Origin of the sequence: Nitratiruptor sp. YY08-26 (assembly GCF_016593215.1) — a bacterium.
Lineage (GTDB): Bacteria > Campylobacterota > Campylobacteria > Campylobacterales > Nitratiruptoraceae > Nitratiruptor > Nitratiruptor tergarcus.
Map to the genome: position 1 here is coordinate 1,847,864 of NZ_AP023063.1, position 17,137 is coordinate 1,865,000.

Below are 17,137 nucleotides of genomic sequence, written 5' to 3' on the forward strand. Positions count from 1 at the left end.
CCTATTAATATGTAAACTTCGTAGATTTTTCAATATCAACTGCCCCATCATAGGCATACTGGTTACCATCCCAAAGACCACCAAATTTGAGGTGTCCCCAACCATCTGCTAATTCAAGAAGGTTGAGTGACATTGGAACTACCTCATTGTGCCCTTTATTAAAGAGGTATTGATATGGCTCCCAACCATGTTCCATAACAAGAGTATCCGGAGCTACAGAAGAGCTCACTTTTGCCATAGCATAAAATTCACCAAGCTCGTTGAAGATTCTGATGGTATCACCATCTTTGATACCTTTCATCTGGGCAATCTTTCTATTCACTGCAACATAAGGTACACCTCTTTGTAGACGCTGCAATGTTCTACTATTTTTCCAGTTAGAATGTATTGACCATCTTGCATGCGGTGTCATAAGCATAAATGGGTTTTTCTTGCTTTGCGGCGCAAGTGGTTTAAGAGCATAGTTTGTACCATTGACTAGTTTCAAATATGTTGGATGATCTACATAAAACGTTTGTCTTCCTGTTAATGTTTCAAACGGCTCAAGTTTAAAGAGTGTAAACTCACCAGAATTGTATGGTCTATCTGCATAGAGTGGACTCAACTTTGCAGCTTTTTCATTAAGCTGTAAGAAACCACCTGCTTGATACATCTTCTCCATTGTCCAAGGTGCATACTGCTCACATTTTTCGAGTGCTGCTTGTACGGCAAGTTTATCTGTTCCCAAATATGGCTCCATCGCCGCTTCAGACTCTTCGTCAGTATTAGTATACTCTTTATAGAAGTTTGCTAGATCTCTATATCCAGTTCTTGCATACTTTTTGCTATCTGGGACTTTTGCTTTTTTCTTGTTTTCAGGTCTGTTTGCTATTTCTTCTAGTTTTTTTGCTAGGAATGCAAACATACTCCATTCATCTTTCGCTTCCCCAACTGGCTTCATGTTAGCAAGTGGTTGTGCAAGGTTAGTAAAGCGATGGTATCCTGGGCTTGTTCTAATATCATACACTTCATAGTGACTTTTTGCTGGAAGCAAAACATCAGCAAACATCGCTGCTTCGCTCATTTTATAGTCAACATATGCGAAGAATTTCGTTTTCTTGAGGAATGCTTTGCGATATTCGCTCCCCTTATTACGTCTAAATTTAGAGTCTGCAACAATCACAGCCACTTCTGGTGTCCACCAAGGTTTGTAATATTCTTCCTCTTCAGTTCTATCTTTTCCATCTTCTCCAGCTTTAAGAGCCTCTTCTACAATCTTAATATACTCATCTTTACTAATTTTTCCACCAGTAGCTCGCTTCACATCCTCGTCACTGAAATATTTTTTAAATGTATCCATTCCATCACCAAAGACAAACTCACCTACAAATCCAGATCCAAAGCGCGGTTTATATTTTCCACCAAAACCAGAGAGTGCACCTAAACCACTTAAGCTAAATTCATTTTCAGTGTTAAGACCACCATATGGTCCAAGGCGTCCAGTCAAGCCACAGATAGATGCGATATTCCATATATTGAGGATACCATTGAAGTATTTATTCAAACTAAATCCAGTTGTAATCTCTACAACTTTTGGAAGTGCTATCTCTTTTGCCAAAACTCTTACAGTATCTGGATGCACTCCAGTAATCTCTTGAGTCTTTTCTGGTGAGAACTGCTCTACATTTTTCTTCAAAATCTCAAAAACAGTAGTTACTTTAACTTTTTTACCATCTTTAAGCGTTACTTCCCACTCTCCTTCAAGCTCTGGATCAATTCCGCGCTCTTTGATATCGAGTGTTTTATGCTCACTTCCTTCACTTCCTGGCATCAAAGCGATTTTGCCAGTTTTCTTGTTCATTGTATAAAATTGCGCTTCATAATGCTCATGCTCTTCTTCATTATGTGGATCTTCAATATCTATGCGGCGAAGAAGCTTTTTGTTATCCAATCTTACCAAGAATGGAAGGTCTGTATAGATCTTCATAAATCCTGGTTTATACATTTTATTTTTGATAATTTCATACATAACACTCATTGCCAAGAATTGATCAGTTCCAGGCTTAATTGGGATCCATAGGTCTGCTGATTTTGCCGAGCCATTAAATTCTGGTGTAATAACAATTACTTTTGCACCGTTATATTTTCCTTCCCATACAAAGTGTGCGTCAGGAATTCTTGATACGCTTGGGTTACCTCCCCAAAATACTGCAGTATCTACTGTATACATAAAATCATAGGTACATCCAACATTTCCTTCACCATAAGCAACTGCTGCACCACTGAACATATCTCCTAGGTAGGATGCAGGATAGATTCTGTATGCACCAAGTTGCGTAGAAAATCGAAGAGGTGCCCCACGTCTACCCTCAGTCAAAAGACCTGTTCCAGCATGTACCATAAGCCTCTCTGGACCTTTTTTAGGATCTGTCATAACATCCCAGATTTTTTGTGCAACGATCTCTGCTGCCTCATCCCAGCTAATTCGCTTCCATTTACCCTCTCCTCTTTTACCTACTCTTTTCATAGGATAGAGGATGCGATCTTTTTCATACATTACTTGTGAATGCTGAATTCCTTTATTACATCCACGAGGGTTAAAATCAGGAATTTTTGGGTTAATGCGTGGATACCTCGCACTTTGATTTTCACGAGTAACTACACCATTATTACCCCAAATTTCCCAAGCACAGTTACCTTGACAGTTTACACAGTGATATGCGTAACCATGCTCCTCTTTTTTCCCGTATGTAAAACCAAACTCATTGCGGTACATCTGCTCAGTATAAGTAGTATTTGGATAGTTATGCTTTCCATTCTCTACTTTGACAACATCTGTTTTGGCAAAAAGGCTTCCGCTGCTTGCCACAAGAGCTGCTGTAGCACCGGAAATTTTAAGAAAATCTCTTCTTTGCGTATTCATACACCCTCTCCTTATCGTCTAATAGGTAAGTTCATATCGTTGCCCCACTCATCCCAGCTACCGCTGTACACTTTTGCATTTGGATACCCAAGAAGTTTCAGTGCTGTTATGATATCTGAACCTCGTCCCGTACCAACTTGGCAGTAAGCATAGATGACCTTATCTTTCGTTACACCATATTTTTTGAAGACCTTTTCTAACTCTTTTTTATCTCTAAAACTTAGTTTTCTCTTGAAATCTGTGATATTTTTCCACTCAATAAATTTTGCAGTTGGAATATGTCCACCGCGAGCAACATTATCCATTTTTCTCTCGCCAATAATCTCAATCATACTTCTTGTATCAATAACAACATATTTACTCTTATCACCCTTTTTGAGTCTATCTAGTACTGCATGATAGACCTCATCTTTTCCTGCAACCCAGCTATAATCAAACTTTTTTGGATCCATGTGATACTCTGTTGGAGTAATTTTTCTCTCACTCTCTGGACACATATAAGCATAGTGACCATGCCCAAGATCTACTTTTTTGATACCTCTTTGGATAATGAGTTTTTTTGCAAGCTTTTTCATCTCTTTTTTTATAGCTTTATATTCGGCTTTGAGCTTTTTGTACTCATCCATCTTGCCAGCTTTTTTTGCTTTTTTATACGCTTTTTTGATCTTTTTAGATTTAGCTTTGAGCTCATCATATTTTTTTTGATTTGGATCGAGTGCTTTTATAGCATCAACTCCACCATCAAGAACATAGACTTTTTTGTGTCCATAGCTTTTCATAAATGCCAAAACACCAGTTGCATTTGGCCCTCTCCAGTTATCATACGCAATCACCGTTGTGTCATTGCTAATACCAAGTGTTCCTAATAGATGAGCTGCATCTTTTGGACACTGAAACAATGGTGCACAATGCATACGCCCCATAATATCTGAGTGGTGCAGATGGTGTGCGTACATATTGACTGAACCTTTGATATGACCATTCTCAAAGGCAGTTTCACTGTCACCACTTACAAACACCACGCCAGGTTTGCCAATAAGCTTATAGGCCTCTTTTGCGCTAATTGTCAACTGCTCTTTTGCAAAAGAAGCACCAGCCATGAAGGCAAGCACCAAAAGGGCTTGAATGAACCTCTTCATTATAACTCCTTATAAAAGTAATCATGCGCACTTATACCCGATTTTTCGGGCTTTCATGCATTTCACTTCATTATAACAATAGAGCAACTTAATTGGGGCTTAACGTTTTTGCAGCTATATGATTTTGTCACAATTTTAAATAAAAATGGTTAGTATATACTCATTATTCTATTTTGATTCAAAATATTTGATGTGACAAAAAAATAAAATTGATATATAAATTTTGCTACTATAATCAAAAAAGGAAAAAGGGACACAATGCAAAGGGAAGAAGCCTTAGAACTATTAGAAGATAAAAATCTCTCTCTAGAAAGAGTGAAAGAGATTTTTGAGGAGTTTCACAACGATATGGAAATTGTAGGTATGGTAGCTATGAATTTGAGCCTGAGAACAAGTGTATATGATAGAGAAAAAGGCAAAAGTCCTATCATGACTGAACTGCTTATTGCGCTCAGTGAAGTACCAGATATGGGAAGTCGATGGGCTGTAGCGAAAAATCCTCACACTCCTGCTGAGATTTTAGAAAAACTAGCAAAGGATAGCGTCAATCTTGTACGCGCCTTAGTTGCTACAAATCCTAATACCCCAACCACATGCCTCTATACTTTTATGCAGGATGAAAAGATTGTAAGAGATGGGATTAGCGGCAATCCAAATGCTCCACAAGAGATTTTAGAAGAGCTTGCTAAAGATACAGACAAGCTAGTAAGACTGCGTGTGGCTGAAAATCCTGCAACTCCAAAAGAGATTCTCCAAAAACTTGCAGATGATGTTGATAAAGATGTCAGTAAAGCAGCACAACTACGCCTGGAGAAGCTAGCATGAGACAGCAAGGATTCTCTCTTTTAGAAAAGCAAATTTTAGCACTCCACTACAATGGCAGCTATATTACAAACTTTGAGTTTCAGCAACTTGCCCAAGAAATTGGCATAGATCTCGATTTGGCTGACCGAGAGAAGATGCTCAAAACACTTCTCAAAAAAGCGATGGAAGAGAATAAAATGGTACAACTCATAGCCGCTTTCACAAAGCTGCTCAATTCCCGTGTACAAGAGTACACTACTCTTGCAAATCGTTACCCTTACGCACAAAATATCATAGGTAGCTATATACAAAAAACTCGTGCAACACTGATGCTTTTGCAGCAACGTGCCCGTATGAATCCTTACGAATAGGGAAAGAGATGAAAAAAGAGATACTCAATAAACTTAAAGCAGTCAAATATCCTGGACTTGATAAAAATATAGTTGAACTGCGTACAATAGATGCAATAAAGAAAAATGGCAACACTATTACTATTACTCTCAATATTGCTAACCAGGAAGCCTTTCCTATTATAGAAGGAGCTATCAAGGATCTACTCAAAGAGTATGAAGTAGAAGTCAAGCTTAAAGCGCAACCCAAAAAAAATATACATTATGGATCTACCGCTAATCCTAACAACCGAGCACCCTATGCAAAAAATGTTATAGCTGTGACAAGTGGTAAAGGTGGGGTTGGAAAAAGTACAGTGAGTACTAACCTCTCTATTGCCTTAGCGCAAAAAGGGTACAAAGTAGGTCTTTTGGATGCAGATGTGTATGGTCCTGATATCCCGAGAATGGTAGGGGTCGAGCATGAAAAGCTTCGCTGGGGCGATAATGACAAGATAATACCAAGCCAAAATTTTGGCATCAAAATCATGAGTGTAGGCCTCACAACCCCAAGTCCAGATACTCCACTTGTGTGGCGTAGCAGCGTTGCAGTAAGTGCCTTGATTCAATTTTTAGAAGATGTTGATTGGGGAGAGCTGGATTTTTTGGTCATCGATATGCCACCAGGCACTGGTGATATCCAGCTTACCATGGCACAAGAGTTACCAATTACTGCTGGAGTTCTCGTTACAACGCCTCAAATGGTTGCAGCCGACGATGTCAGCAGAGCCATCATGATGTTTAAAGATATTGGTGTACATATTGGGGGACTTATTGAGAATATGAGCTACTTTATCACCCCAGATACCGGAAAACGCTACGACATCTTTGGTAGTGATGGCGGAAAGGCTCTAAGTATCCAATATGATATACCTTTTCTAGGGCAGATCCCTTTGGAAATGGAGATCCGCTCTCTCAGTGATGAGGGAATGCCTCCTGTAGCTATGGGAGAAGCAAGGCATAAAACATATTATCAAGAAATTGTAGAAAATCTTCTCAAAACTACAAAGTTCAATCTCACATAATGCAGCATTTTGCTGCATTATTGTATATTCCGATTACGGCAAGGCATTTTCAATAACATCAATCATATCATTTTGTGCTTTTTTGAGAATCGCGATAATTTTTGGATCTTTTATATGAAGCGTTGCAATCCAGTTGAAAATATTGGGAAAAACAATATGCATCTTATTTGTTCCCTTTTTTTGATACACTGCCATTGTACATGGTGCAAAAACTCCAGCTTCTGGGCGAATCTTTGAGATATTGTAGATTACTTTAAGCTTACAGAGTGAATAGGTATCATAGAAAATAAAATCTTTTATTTCAGCTTCTTTGAGATCATAGTTAAAATCATTAAAATTTGCCATAACAAATCCAATAGGTTTCAAACCATCTTCAATCATCATCTCAAGTTCATCTTTAGTATCCAATGCCTCACTATCCTCTACTTCAAAGCTATATTTTGTCAGAAGCTTCTCTTTTATTGGTTGTGGTTTGTAACCAAGTTTTTCTCGTTTAGCATTTGGTAGAGCTTTTTTCAAAGTTGCAATATTTTTTTTCTCCAGTTCATTTAATAGTTTATCGCTATACTTTAGTCCCAAAATTTTCGCTTTAGCCTTAGCGCTCAGTACTCCTGCATAGAGCTTTTTCTCACCCTTTTTTTGATAGATGACAATACTAAAAGGAGCAAATACTCCACTATCTGGCTCTTGCAAGACAAGATCCATAGCAATTTTTGGATAGTAGACTGTTAAGAGATTATAAATTGTAAAATCTGTCTGTTTGAACTGCTTTTTATAAGGCCCATTCATATCTCTATTTTGCTGAATAGAGTATCCCGCCTTTTGAAAAGTCTCTTCAATTTGTACCGGCGTTACTTTTTGTGTAGTTGAGAAAAGAATTATCTCCTCATTGGCAAATACAAAAAGCGCCATAGCAAGTAGTAATAGTATCTTTTTCATCTTCTCTCCTTATGGTCGTATATAGATCCAACCTTTGAGGTCTCGCTCTACCAGCTCCACTATACCGGCAGTAACGATCTCCACCCCTTCGATAAGATCCTCTTTTTTTATATGTTTTGTTCGCATCGTATTGCCACAAGCAATAAACTCTACATCATACGTCATGAGACTTCGTACTCTTGCGGCAATCTTCTTCTCTTTTTTTAGCAGTGTACGAATACCTTTTGAATAGCAGATAATCGCTATCATTACCTTTTCTGGCCCATAAAACTTCATCACGTTATTAGCTGAACTTAAAACGTGATTGATCGATTCATCATCCCCATGAGTAATAGGAAAGACAATTTTTCTGGGATTGTCTATACTTGGTTTTGGCTCAGCAAACTCTGTATCAGCTAGGAGTAAAAGCGCTCCAAAAAGAAGGGCTATTATCTTTTTCATTCCTTCACCTCTTTTAAGATCTTCAAAAAATCCTCTTTTTTCCAAGCTCCAGGAATCTTTTTAATAATTCTCCCTTTTGGATCCATAAAAATAAAAGTTGGTGTCATACTATACTCTATTCCTTTAGGAATCTCCTCTTTGCTCACATCAATGCGCACAGGAATAAAGTTTTTTTGAATAAAAGATACGACCTCTTTATCTTGCAAAGTAGTACTCTCCATCCATTTACAATAGTGGCAATGGCTCGACGTAATCTCAATCATCACAGGCTTATGCAACTCTTTTGCTTTTTTAACTGCATCTTTGTATGAATGGTAGTCTATTCCAAACATAATCAATGGAATCAATAAAAAAATTTTTTTCATTCTATCTCCATCTCCAGCTGCTGGTAAGCCGCTAAAATATTGAGATTATTGAGCTCTTTATACAAAGCCAAATTTTTATACCTGCTCATATCCACTACTTTCGTTACCTCATCATACTCTACACCATCTTCGAGAGCCTTTGCTACTTTTGCCTTGAGATCTTTGAGATAATTGAGCGTCATAGCATAAGCCATTGGTCCATACTTCTTGCCATGTCCTGGAATGATGATGCGAGGATGAAGCTTTTTTATCCACTCCAACACTGCTATCCACTTTTGTAAATTCCCATCCAGAATGGATGGAAGCCTTTCTGTAAAGATAACATCCCCAGCAAAGAGAATCTTTTGCTCTGGCATATAGGCGATTAAGTCCGCTTTCGTATGAGCTTCCACTACATAAAGCTCAATTCTCTTTTTGCTTGCTATTTTTGCTTTTTTGCTCAAAAGCAGATCAGGAATTTTTAAAAAACTGCCCTGCAGCTGCTCTTTATTCAACCGTTTCAATAGCCTTGGCTCCATAAAAGCTTCGATCCCTTCAGCTCCAATGATAGTGCTTTTTGTAAAAAAAGCATTACCTAGAGTATGGTCATCATGACCATGAGAATTAAGCACTATCTTTACTGGCTTGTCCCCGACCACCTTTGCATACGCCTCTTTAGCAAAAAGTGCAGTAGGGCCAGGATCGAAAACGATCCAGTGGTTCCCTTCATCAATATAGCAGCTGTTACAAATTGCTCCACCATTAGAGGGTGTAGGTATTTCATTCTTGCCAAAAAAACAGACTACTCCCTCACTTACCTTTACTGGAGGAAGCTCGTAGTGCCAGGCAAGAGCTATGCCCAGCCAGGCACAAAGAATAAGTATTGCTCTCATTAGAAGAGGTAATTAATCTCAAATCGATATTCATTATAGGATGGATCTTTTTTAAGTTTTCCATCCGCTGCTATAGTATCATCATCACCGCTCACAATACCTGTTCTAAACTTGAGATAGAGTCCGGGAACAGATTTGATCTTTTCAACTAAATCTAAATGGATAATATTGCTATCTGCTTGTACACCAGGTTTATCATCATCAAAATCTTGCATTGCATAGCGCAAACTTGCCTTAAGCCCTGGAACAACACCTGCTTTATCCAAATTGACTACACCCCTTATCATCCAAGTTTTCGTATTTGCATACCAATTATATTGCGCCATTGCCCTTGTAAATCCGCCTGTTGGAAACCCACGCCATGGAGCAATGATATCTGCATCATCTGCTACTTTTGAGTAACCAACTCTTGCCCACCAGATTTTGTTTTTGGCCTTAAGATCAAGTCGCGCCATCCAGATAGAGCTATCAACACTGCCTGGATCATCGTATCCTACACCTTTGCCTTTGAGGTTTGCAACTGCAACACCAAGAGCACCTATATCATCTGCACCTCTATCCCACTGCTTGATGTATCGAAATCCAGGCACAAGATTATAATCGCCCAAAGGAATTTTATAGTGCGCTTCAATTCCACCAAGAGCCACCACTTCTGGAACCATAGTATAGTTGAGTTTGATTTTAAGATTTGGAACAAGAGATTTGTTTGCAATCTCTGCAACAATCAAATCATGATTAGCATCTTTGCCAGCAGCCACAAAGTTTGCATAACTTAAAGCTTTATTGATTGCACTATCATCATTATTTGCCCAGCTCTCACCACTTGCATCTTTAAAAGTGATCACATCATGAAAAGATGTATGATCACGCAGTTTTTGCTTTAAAAAGTAAGCAAGCTTAATTGTTGTACCATTAAAATATCTGCTTGTAAGGCTGTACCCTTCAAATGTATTTGGGATCATCTTTGTATCATTGCTTTTTGTCAGCATACTCTCAAAAATCTGGCGTCCAACTTTAAGGCTTGTTTTGTTTCGTTTATACTCAAGATAGGCTTGTGCCAAAACCGTCATTCCAAAAGTTCCATCTTTTTTAACTTTATATCTTGAAAAAGTATCTTTTCCAGCTTTAACAAATTTCACTTCATCTTTGTCCATGTGCCATGGATTTTGAGAAGTATACAAAGCTGCAGTTGCTCCCAGTCCATTCCAGTATGCAGTTTTATACTCTAAGCTACCACCAATTCCCATAGCCCAGTTATCTTTTGTCTTTCCTGCATACTCTGTATCCCAATCCCAAAGAAAGGAGTTGAAGCGAACTCTCCCGTACCACTCCCCTTTTGTAAACATTTCACTCAAAGTTTCAGCTTTACCTGGCAAAACACTATATTTGAGTGTCATATTACCTTTAAGTGTCCTTTTCTCTTTTGCCATTGCGGTTGTTGCTGTGGCACCTGCTATACATACTGCTGCTACCAAGCTCAATTTTAATAATCTCATACCATCTCCTTTATTTATGAACATATCCCACCTTTTTGGGGACATCCACAGTTGTAATCCAGAATTTTTACATTGGATTTATTGCTAATATCCACTTTTCCTTTTCTTTTTACATAGTCCACAACTACATCATAGACTGGCTTGATTTTTGCTTCTCTCAGGTTTTCTCCAGCATTTTGCAAGTTTCCACCCCAAGCACTTACAACGTAGTTACGATTTGGATCGAGATCTTTACCATTGACTTTGAGATTTCTAATTCTTTTACCACTAGGTGCTGCTATCTTAATATCATAACTCACACCACCAAGCCGACTCATATCCCCACCCTGTTGGTAGAGAGGGTTTGCATTAAAAACGTTATCTGCAATATCTTCAAGCAACGCTGCTATTTTTGCACCCTTAAGCTCAAATGTATAGACCTCTGGATAGGTAATTGCTGTCATCTCATAAACATTGTCTACCAAAATCTCATCTCCAGGCAGTAGCGTGGTTCCCCATCGATACCCTGGTGTAAAGGATATTTCACAATCCATCGTATCACGTATCGCATCACCTATGAGCGCATCAAATGTTGAATAGAATGTATCTCGCTTATAAAGCGTTCCTTTTGTTTTTCCTAGTACTTGACTCAGCTCTTTATTGTATGGCTTATACCATTTATCAACTAGCTCTATACCCTTTTTATCTGCAGGGATAAGTTTTGATGCAACAGGAATAAGCTTATAGCGAAAATCTTTCACACGCCCTTTTTGGATATCGATATCGAGTCTTCCTACAAATTTCCCATGACTTCCTGCTATAATAATAGTTGTCCCATTAATCGTGATAGGTTTTGGTCCAGGATCGTGCGTATGGCCACTAAGGATAAAGTCTATACCATGCACTTTCCTGGCCACCTCTTGATCTACACTAAATCCATCGTGACTGAGAAGTACAACACAATCAACCTTTTTCTCTTTTCTTAACTCATCCACATACCCTTGCAAAGAATCTAACCGCAGACCAAAACTCCACCCTTCGGTAAAACGTTTTGGATTGGCAGTGGAAGTAAATGGAAAAGATTGTCCAATAATTCCTATTTTTGCACCGCCTACCTCTTTGATAGTATAAGGCTTGAAGACGGTTTCTTCAAATGTATCACTAAATGGATCATTATCTACCACATTTTGCGATACAAAATCGGCATTGAGTTTATCAAGAAGATCCATCACACGCTCTTTGCCGTAAGTAAACTCCCAGTGTCCAACCATCACATCCACACCAAGATAGTTTTGCGCATCTACAATCGCTTCTCCCTTGGTTTTTAGTGCAACCGCAGTCCCTTGCCAAGTATCGCCACTATCTAAAAGTAGTACATTATCTTTGCCTCTATCTCTTCGCACCTCATCAATGATAGTTTTCATATGAGCGACACCGCCCATTTTCCCAAATTTTTTTGCTAGTTCTTCAAAATTGAGATAAGTATCAAAATAGGCTTCCAACGTATTTGGCTTTATCCCATAAAAATCCATAAAAGCTTTTCCGCACAAAAAGCCCGGAGTTCCTACAAGATTTTTAGCACTAATGAGCGTTGAAGGCTCTCTCCAGTAGAGAGGTTTGAGGTGTGCATGCATATCACAAATATGAAGCAGCGTCACCTTTCCTACCGGATCAAAATCCAAAATATCACTCGCTGTCACCTCATCGGCTCTTTTGGCTGCATGCAGTTTCCCACCGCTTACGCCCATAAGGCCTAAAGCTGCAGCGATATGTAAAAAATCACGTCTATTGATATTCATGATCTACCTTTTTAGTCCAGGAATATGGATCTCTTCTCCCTTAGCCATACTCGTTACATACACTTCTAGTGCAACCATTTGCGGGCTTCCTAAAGGGATTTTGGCCAAAAGAGCATTTTTCATGCACTGTTGAAACCGTTTTTGCAGTGTAAACATCTTTCCTTTTGTCATTCTATATGCTGGCCAGGTTGCAGCAGCTTTCACTTTTGGTGCACCTAAATCAGGAAGGATCTGCATTCTAAGGCGCAAACCTACAACATCTGGACTATGACAGCTATAGCAAGAGAGGCCTCTTTTACCCCGTCTGAGTTCAAACATCTGCTTGCCAAGTTTGTAAGCTTTCTTCATATGCTCATTGGCGTTGACATCTATATTAATCTTTTCACCATTTGCAATAGATTTCACATAAGCCTGCAAAGAATCCATCAATGCAGATTTGAGCTTATATGGCTTTTTACCCTGGTCATACATAAAGGCTTGCAGCATCTGATCAATGCTCACAACCATTCCAATCTTATTTACATACCGTGGGAATCCCGCAATATATTTGGGAAGTTCATCTTCATTCACACCCAGAAATTTTGCAAGCGCCTCTTCTCCACCAAGCTCTTCAAGAAGTTCTGCACCCTCTTCTACGAAAATGTCTGCTGGATTGTTTTCAAGCATCTCTTGATAAAGGGCACGATCCGCTTCTGTCATGCTCAGTTTCTCATCAGCAATGGCCATTGAAGAGGCCAAAGCAAGCGAGAGGGCAAAGGATAGTAATCTCTTCATGGCTTATCCTTTCGGCTTTACTTTTTTACTCTTTTCGTGTACTTCACCAAGATTATCTTTGTACACCACTTTGATTTTCCCAGGACCTGTTACTTTCATATTGATTGAAAAATAGGGATTTGTTGAAACTGTTTCCCACGGCAAAATTGTCGTAAAAAGTTCATCATTGAAGTAAAACTTCACCTCATTGATATAGTGCATAGGTTTGATTTTGCCTGTCTTTTTATCTTTTCTCATCCCCGTCTCCATCGGGTGAATTACAATAAAATCTACTTTTACTACATCTCCAACTTTATATTTTCTTGGTTTGATTTTGATAATTGATTTTCTTTTAGCCATTGTTTACTCCTTTTCTTATCCACATCCACCAATAGTTACTTTAACCGGTTTTTTGGCCATAATAGCACTCCCATCTTTTAACACCGCTACCGCTACGACTTCTTGTGTCCCACTCAGTTTGATACGCGTTGCAAAATAGGCTTTTCCATTTCTTGGACTCAAAAAAACATCCGCACATCTTGCGTTAGAGTTTTTCGTAGATAAAACATGAATCGATTTGACATTTTCAATAGGCTCATCTACATTCACCTTGACTGGAACAACAGCTCCATTTTCTGCAATTTCAGGAACAATGAGTTTTACTTTACTACTCTCTTTGGCACCTTTCCCATCTGTTATTACAGAGAGCGCTTTTTTAAAGGTAATCGCATTTTTTCCTTTTGGCTTCGCCTTTTTTGCATCTGCTAAGAGATTAACCCTTCCAAGACTCACAAGTCCAAGAACTGGAACAGCACTTAAACTTTTTAAAAAACTTCTTCTTTCCATCATTTCTCCTTTTTCTCACTTACTACATACGATACAATTTCACAAATCTCTTGTGGCGTAAAGAGTTTTGTAGTTAGATTCACAGTCATGTGTGTTGTTGGATTAAACACTCTTGGATCTGCAATTTGTTGATAGACATACTGATAGTCTCTGACACCAGAATCGATAAAGTGTTTTTTATAATTGTGCAAATCTGGACCAACATTTCCAGGACCTATAGCACCTTCGATATTATGACAAGCCACACAGTTTCCATACTGCTTTGGCTTTTTCTTCCCCTTAACAATCACATAGCGAGCAAGCCCTGTAGGAGGTGCCTTTTTTGCCTTTTTTCCATTGAGATTATGAAAAATAAACTTCCCTCTTGCGATTGCCAAAGGATCTTTCGTGATACAGTTCTTTGGCATTATGTACTTTTTTGGAGGCGGGAGCTTATCCTTCTCTAAAATCTTCGTCGCATCAGGCGACTCAATGGCACTTTTGTAATCTTTCGCACTTAGACCAGTAAGCACTAAAGAGGAGAGCACCACTGCAATCAATCCTTTTTTCATATCGGCTCCTTCTTGATTGGTAACAAAATGGTAACTATAAAGTGTAAAAAAATTGTAAAAATGATTTATGGAATTATGCAGATAAATTGAAGTAGTAGATAAAAGCGCTTCCCCTAGAGGGTTTGGAGACAACTTTTAAAGTTATATTTTCTTGATTGATAATGTTATGAACAATGCTAAGACCTATTCCAAAACCTCCCTTGTCATGCTCCTCTCTATAAAAGCGATCAAAAATCTTTTGCGGTTGTTCTATTCCAATACCATAATCTTTTACTGTAAGTACCGCTTTTTGACCAACTCGCTTGAGGTAAATTTTTACTTTTGATCGCTCTTTTGAGTATTTGACGGCATTAGAAAGAGTATTATCAACAATGCGTTGCAATTTTGTTTTGTTCATCCATATATATATATCTGGCTCAATTTTAGCAACAAGTGTGATTTGTCTTAAATTTGCAATCTCTTGAAAATAATCAACCCTCTCTTGCAAAAACACTGAAAAGTCTATATTTTCTTTTTTATACTCAATACGATCTTTTTTAATGAGATAATCCATATCATTATAGATATTACTGAGTGTTTTTGCTGCTGATTTTATGCGGGAAAGATAACGGTTTTCACCAAACTTTCTTGTGAAAAGATCAATATTGACATTAATGATAGAAAGCGGCGTATTAATCTCATGCATGGAGTCTTTAATAAAATTATCAAGTGTTTGATTGACTTTTTCAAAAGGACGGCTAAAATTTTTGAGGACTATGTACGAAAAAAGAAAGAGAATCAATACAATCCCTAGACCTATCAAAAAACTGGTTCTATATATTTTCCATGGATCAAACTCTTTTGCAACAATGAGATATTTTGCTCCAAAATAGTGTTCATCTGGAAGCTCCACAATATAGTAGCGTTTTGTTTGTTGCTTATGATATCCCAAATTAAAAGAGTCCGGAATAAAATCTAAAAGTGAAAAAATTGGTTTAAAGTTCTCATCATAGAGTCCAGATTTGAAACTGGCAAAACGGGGATATTGAAAAACACCATCATTATTGTACTCTTCCATTTTACCTACTATTTGCAAAGCTTTCTCTTTGAGATCACGCTCATTTTTTGCTTCATTAATATCTAAAACCAAAGAGGTATAGACAAATAGTGGTACAAAAAGAAGTGTTGCTATAATCAAAGTATAAAAAAGAGCATAGCGATAAGAGTATTTTTTTGCATCAAGAATCAATTTTATATCCTAACCCGTGAACATTTTTGATAATATCTTTACCTATTTTTTTTCTCAGCTTTGTTATATGCACACGAATATTGGCCGAATCCACATACTCTCCCCATACTTCATCGCAAAACTGTTCAATGCTTACAACATTCCCTCTTTGCTTGATAAGAAGCTCTAAAATCCTTTTTTCCTGTTTTGTTAAAGGTATGCTTTTTCCATTTTGCTTTAATTCAAAAGCTGCTAAATCATATGTATAACCATTTGGCAACTCGACAATCTCTTTTTTAGCACCAAAACACTCTCTTTTTAAAACATTTCTGAGCCTCACTTCCAACTCTTTAAGATCAAATGGTTTTTTTATATAATCACAACAACCTAGCTCGAACCCTCTTGCAAGATCATCTACATGCGTCATAGAGGTTATGAAAATAGCCGGTATTTCATTGCCAGCTTCCCTCAACTCTTTAAGTAGCTCAAATCCATTGATTCCAGGAACTTTCACATCCAATAAGAGAGCATCACAAGGCTCACTGTAAAGCGCATCAAGAAGCTCATCACCTCTCTCAAAACTTATCACTTCAAAACCAAGATCATTCAAGAACTCTTCAATACTAATACGAAGAGCATACTCATCTTCTAAAACCATAATTTTCACTTGATGACTCCTCGTTTTTTTGTCATTCTATTTTTTTCTACAATAATATCAATAAGCTCCTCTTTTGTGTAATTTTGTAATATCTCTCTCAATTCAAATTCAAAATCTTTTTTGAGTTCACTATCTACATTTTTGCTAAGAAACTGGGCAACACTACGATCATAAACAGATCGAAAACCACCTTCAGGTCGCTCCCATTCATTTATTACATCACGAAATTCGCTATTATCTAGTGAGAGAAAAAATGAGAGTGTATCTTTATAATGTTGAAATCTCTCTATTCCTTCATTATTTATAACCATTAAAAAAATCCCTAAACGCTCTCCTCTACTATTAAACATCGGTTGATAAAAATATAGATTTTTACCATTATAAAAATATCCTTTTTGCTCTATCTGCTGTAAAATTGAGGGCGTAATCTTAGCAACAACAAATCTATTATAATTTCTATTGCTAATCACATACTTTCCAATCATTGGGTTATCACGCATAAGCGTTGCAACATTAAGATACTTTTCATGCATCAATACTAACAACTCAACACCAATTTTCCTCAGTTGCAAGGTAAGTGGTTCAAACAAAGATATTATTTCCATATATCCTATTGTTTTATAACCCTTTTTTATCGGTGCAGTCGCCTTAATAGAGAGCAGTCTTCCTGTTTCTATAGAGACCTTTGGTTTATTGATTTTAAAACTTGAGAGATCTTTACGAAATCCTTCAAGTGGCATTCCAACAAAATCCCTATCCCAGTTTCGTGCAAATATCGTGAGATCTTTTGCTATAACTTGCGCTTTAATGCCTTGGATATTGGTATATTGTTTGAGTATGTTGAGAGATTGAGAAAGAATCTCATAGCCTCTATCTTCATCTAGATCAAGAAGTGCTTCTTGTAAGGCTTCATTTTGTGATAGAAGGATTGTCATTGTCAAAGCTTGTGATTTTTGTTTGTTGAGACTCATA

18 protein-coding genes (1 of these 18 only partly in view) are annotated in these 17,137 nt (G+C 37.7%); 3 read left to right on the forward strand and 15 right to left on the reverse strand.

Features of this window, described 5'->3' with window-relative positions:
- Positions 1–4: 4 nt before the first annotated feature.
- Both JG738_RS09935 and JG738_RS09940 read right to left on the reverse strand, forming a co-directional pair.
- Positions 5–2,902, reverse strand: coding sequence for a molybdopterin-dependent oxidoreductase (locus tag JG738_RS09935; RefSeq protein ID WP_201337735.1), 2,898 nt, complete (start codon positions 2,900–2,902; stop codon positions 5–7).
- 11 nt (positions 2,903–2,913) lie between these two features.
- Positions 2,914–4,041, reverse strand: a complete 1,128-nt coding sequence (locus JG738_RS09940; RefSeq protein ID WP_201337736.1) for a sulfurtransferase — start codon at positions 4,039–4,041, stop codon at positions 2,914–2,916.
- 258 nt (positions 4,042–4,299) lie between these two features.
- On the opposite strand from JG738_RS09940, the gene JG738_RS09945 reads away from it, so the two are divergent.
- Genes JG738_RS09945 through JG738_RS09955 form a run of 3 tightly spaced genes read left to right on the forward strand, consistent with a single transcriptional unit; the run spans position 4,300 to position 6,259 of the window.
- Positions 4,300–4,866, forward strand: coding sequence for a hypothetical protein (locus JG738_RS09945; protein ID WP_084274906.1), 567 nt, complete (start codon positions 4,300–4,302; stop codon positions 4,864–4,866).
- Positions 4,863–5,216 (forward strand): hypothetical protein, encoded by a 354-nt coding sequence (locus JG738_RS09950; RefSeq protein ID WP_201337737.1) that lies wholly within the window; start codon positions 4,863–4,865, stop codon positions 5,214–5,216. The genes JG738_RS09945 and JG738_RS09950 overlap by 4 nt, the downstream gene beginning before the upstream one ends.
- An 8-nt stretch (positions 5,217–5,224) precedes the next feature.
- On the forward strand, positions 5,225–6,259 hold the full coding sequence (locus JG738_RS09955) for an Mrp/NBP35 family ATP-binding protein (RefSeq protein ID WP_201337738.1): 1,035 nt from the start codon (positions 5,225–5,227) through the stop codon (positions 6,257–6,259).
- A gap of 33 nt (positions 6,260–6,292) precedes the next feature.
- On the opposite strand, the gene JG738_RS09960 is transcribed toward JG738_RS09955, so the two are convergent.
- The 13 genes from JG738_RS09960 to JG738_RS10020 form a co-directional block, all read right to left on the reverse strand.
- The gene (locus JG738_RS09960; RefSeq protein ID WP_201337739.1) at positions 6,293–7,198 is read right to left on the reverse strand and encodes a DUF302 domain-containing protein; all 906 of its coding nucleotides are present in this window, start codon (positions 7,196–7,198) and stop codon (positions 6,293–6,295) included.
- A 9-nt stretch (positions 7,199–7,207) separates the two neighbouring features.
- Positions 7,208–7,639, reverse strand: coding sequence for a DsrE family protein (locus JG738_RS09965; RefSeq protein ID WP_201337740.1), 432 nt, complete (start codon positions 7,637–7,639; stop codon positions 7,208–7,210).
- Positions 7,636–8,004: a thioredoxin family protein gene (locus tag JG738_RS09970; protein WP_201337741.1), complete on the reverse strand. Its 369-nt coding sequence runs from the start codon at positions 8,002–8,004 to the stop codon at positions 7,636–7,638. The genes JG738_RS09965 and JG738_RS09970 overlap by 4 nt, the downstream gene beginning before the upstream one ends.
- Positions 8,001–8,876: an MBL fold metallo-hydrolase gene (locus tag JG738_RS09975; protein WP_201337742.1), complete on the reverse strand. Its 876-nt coding sequence runs from the start codon at positions 8,874–8,876 to the stop codon at positions 8,001–8,003. The genes JG738_RS09970 and JG738_RS09975 overlap by 4 nt, the downstream gene beginning before the upstream one ends.
- Positions 8,876–10,372: an OprD family outer membrane porin gene (locus JG738_RS09980; protein ID WP_201337743.1), complete on the reverse strand. Its 1,497-nt coding sequence runs from the start codon at positions 10,370–10,372 to the stop codon at positions 8,876–8,878. Before JG738_RS09980 ends, JG738_RS09975 begins: the two co-directional genes overlap by 1 nt.
- Positions 10,373–10,386: 14 nt before the next feature.
- A complete protein-coding gene (soxB, locus tag JG738_RS09985; RefSeq protein WP_201337744.1) occupies positions 10,387–12,150 on the reverse strand; it encodes a thiosulfohydrolase SoxB in 1,764 nt (587 codons plus the stop codon).
- A 3-nt stretch (positions 12,151–12,153) separates the two neighbouring features.
- A complete protein-coding gene (gene soxA / locus JG738_RS09990) occupies positions 12,154–12,924 on the reverse strand; it encodes a sulfur oxidation c-type cytochrome SoxA (RefSeq protein WP_201337745.1) in 771 nt (256 codons plus the stop codon).
- A 3-nt stretch (positions 12,925–12,927) separates the two neighbouring features.
- Positions 12,928–13,263, reverse strand: coding sequence for a thiosulfate oxidation carrier complex protein SoxZ (gene soxZ, locus JG738_RS09995; protein ID WP_201337746.1), 336 nt, complete (start codon positions 13,261–13,263; stop codon positions 12,928–12,930).
- 15 nt (positions 13,264–13,278) lie between these two features.
- The gene (soxY, locus tag JG738_RS10000; RefSeq protein WP_201337747.1) at positions 13,279–13,749 is read right to left on the reverse strand and encodes a thiosulfate oxidation carrier protein SoxY; all 471 of its coding nucleotides are present in this window, start codon (positions 13,747–13,749) and stop codon (positions 13,279–13,281) included.
- Entirely contained in the window at positions 13,749–14,300 is a 552-nt protein-coding gene (gene soxX / locus JG738_RS10005; RefSeq protein ID WP_201337748.1) for a sulfur oxidation c-type cytochrome SoxX, read from the reverse strand. The genes soxY and soxX overlap by 1 nt, the downstream gene beginning before the upstream one ends.
- 73 nt (positions 14,301–14,373) lie before the next feature.
- Positions 14,374–15,528, reverse strand: coding sequence for a HAMP domain-containing sensor histidine kinase (locus JG738_RS10010; RefSeq protein WP_201337749.1), 1,155 nt, complete (start codon positions 15,526–15,528; stop codon positions 14,374–14,376).
- Positions 15,518–16,165: a response regulator transcription factor gene (locus JG738_RS10015; RefSeq protein ID WP_231988958.1), complete on the reverse strand. Its 648-nt coding sequence runs from the start codon at positions 16,163–16,165 to the stop codon at positions 15,518–15,520. Before JG738_RS10015 ends, JG738_RS10010 begins: the two co-directional genes overlap by 11 nt.
- A 5-nt stretch (positions 16,166–16,170) precedes the next feature.
- Positions 16,171–17,137 carry the 3' portion of a hypothetical protein gene (locus tag JG738_RS10020; RefSeq protein WP_201337750.1) on the reverse strand. The gene runs 167 nt beyond the window's last position, so 967 of the gene's 1,134 nt are visible here — the last part of the coding sequence; its start codon lies beyond the right edge, outside the window; the stop codon is at positions 16,171–16,173.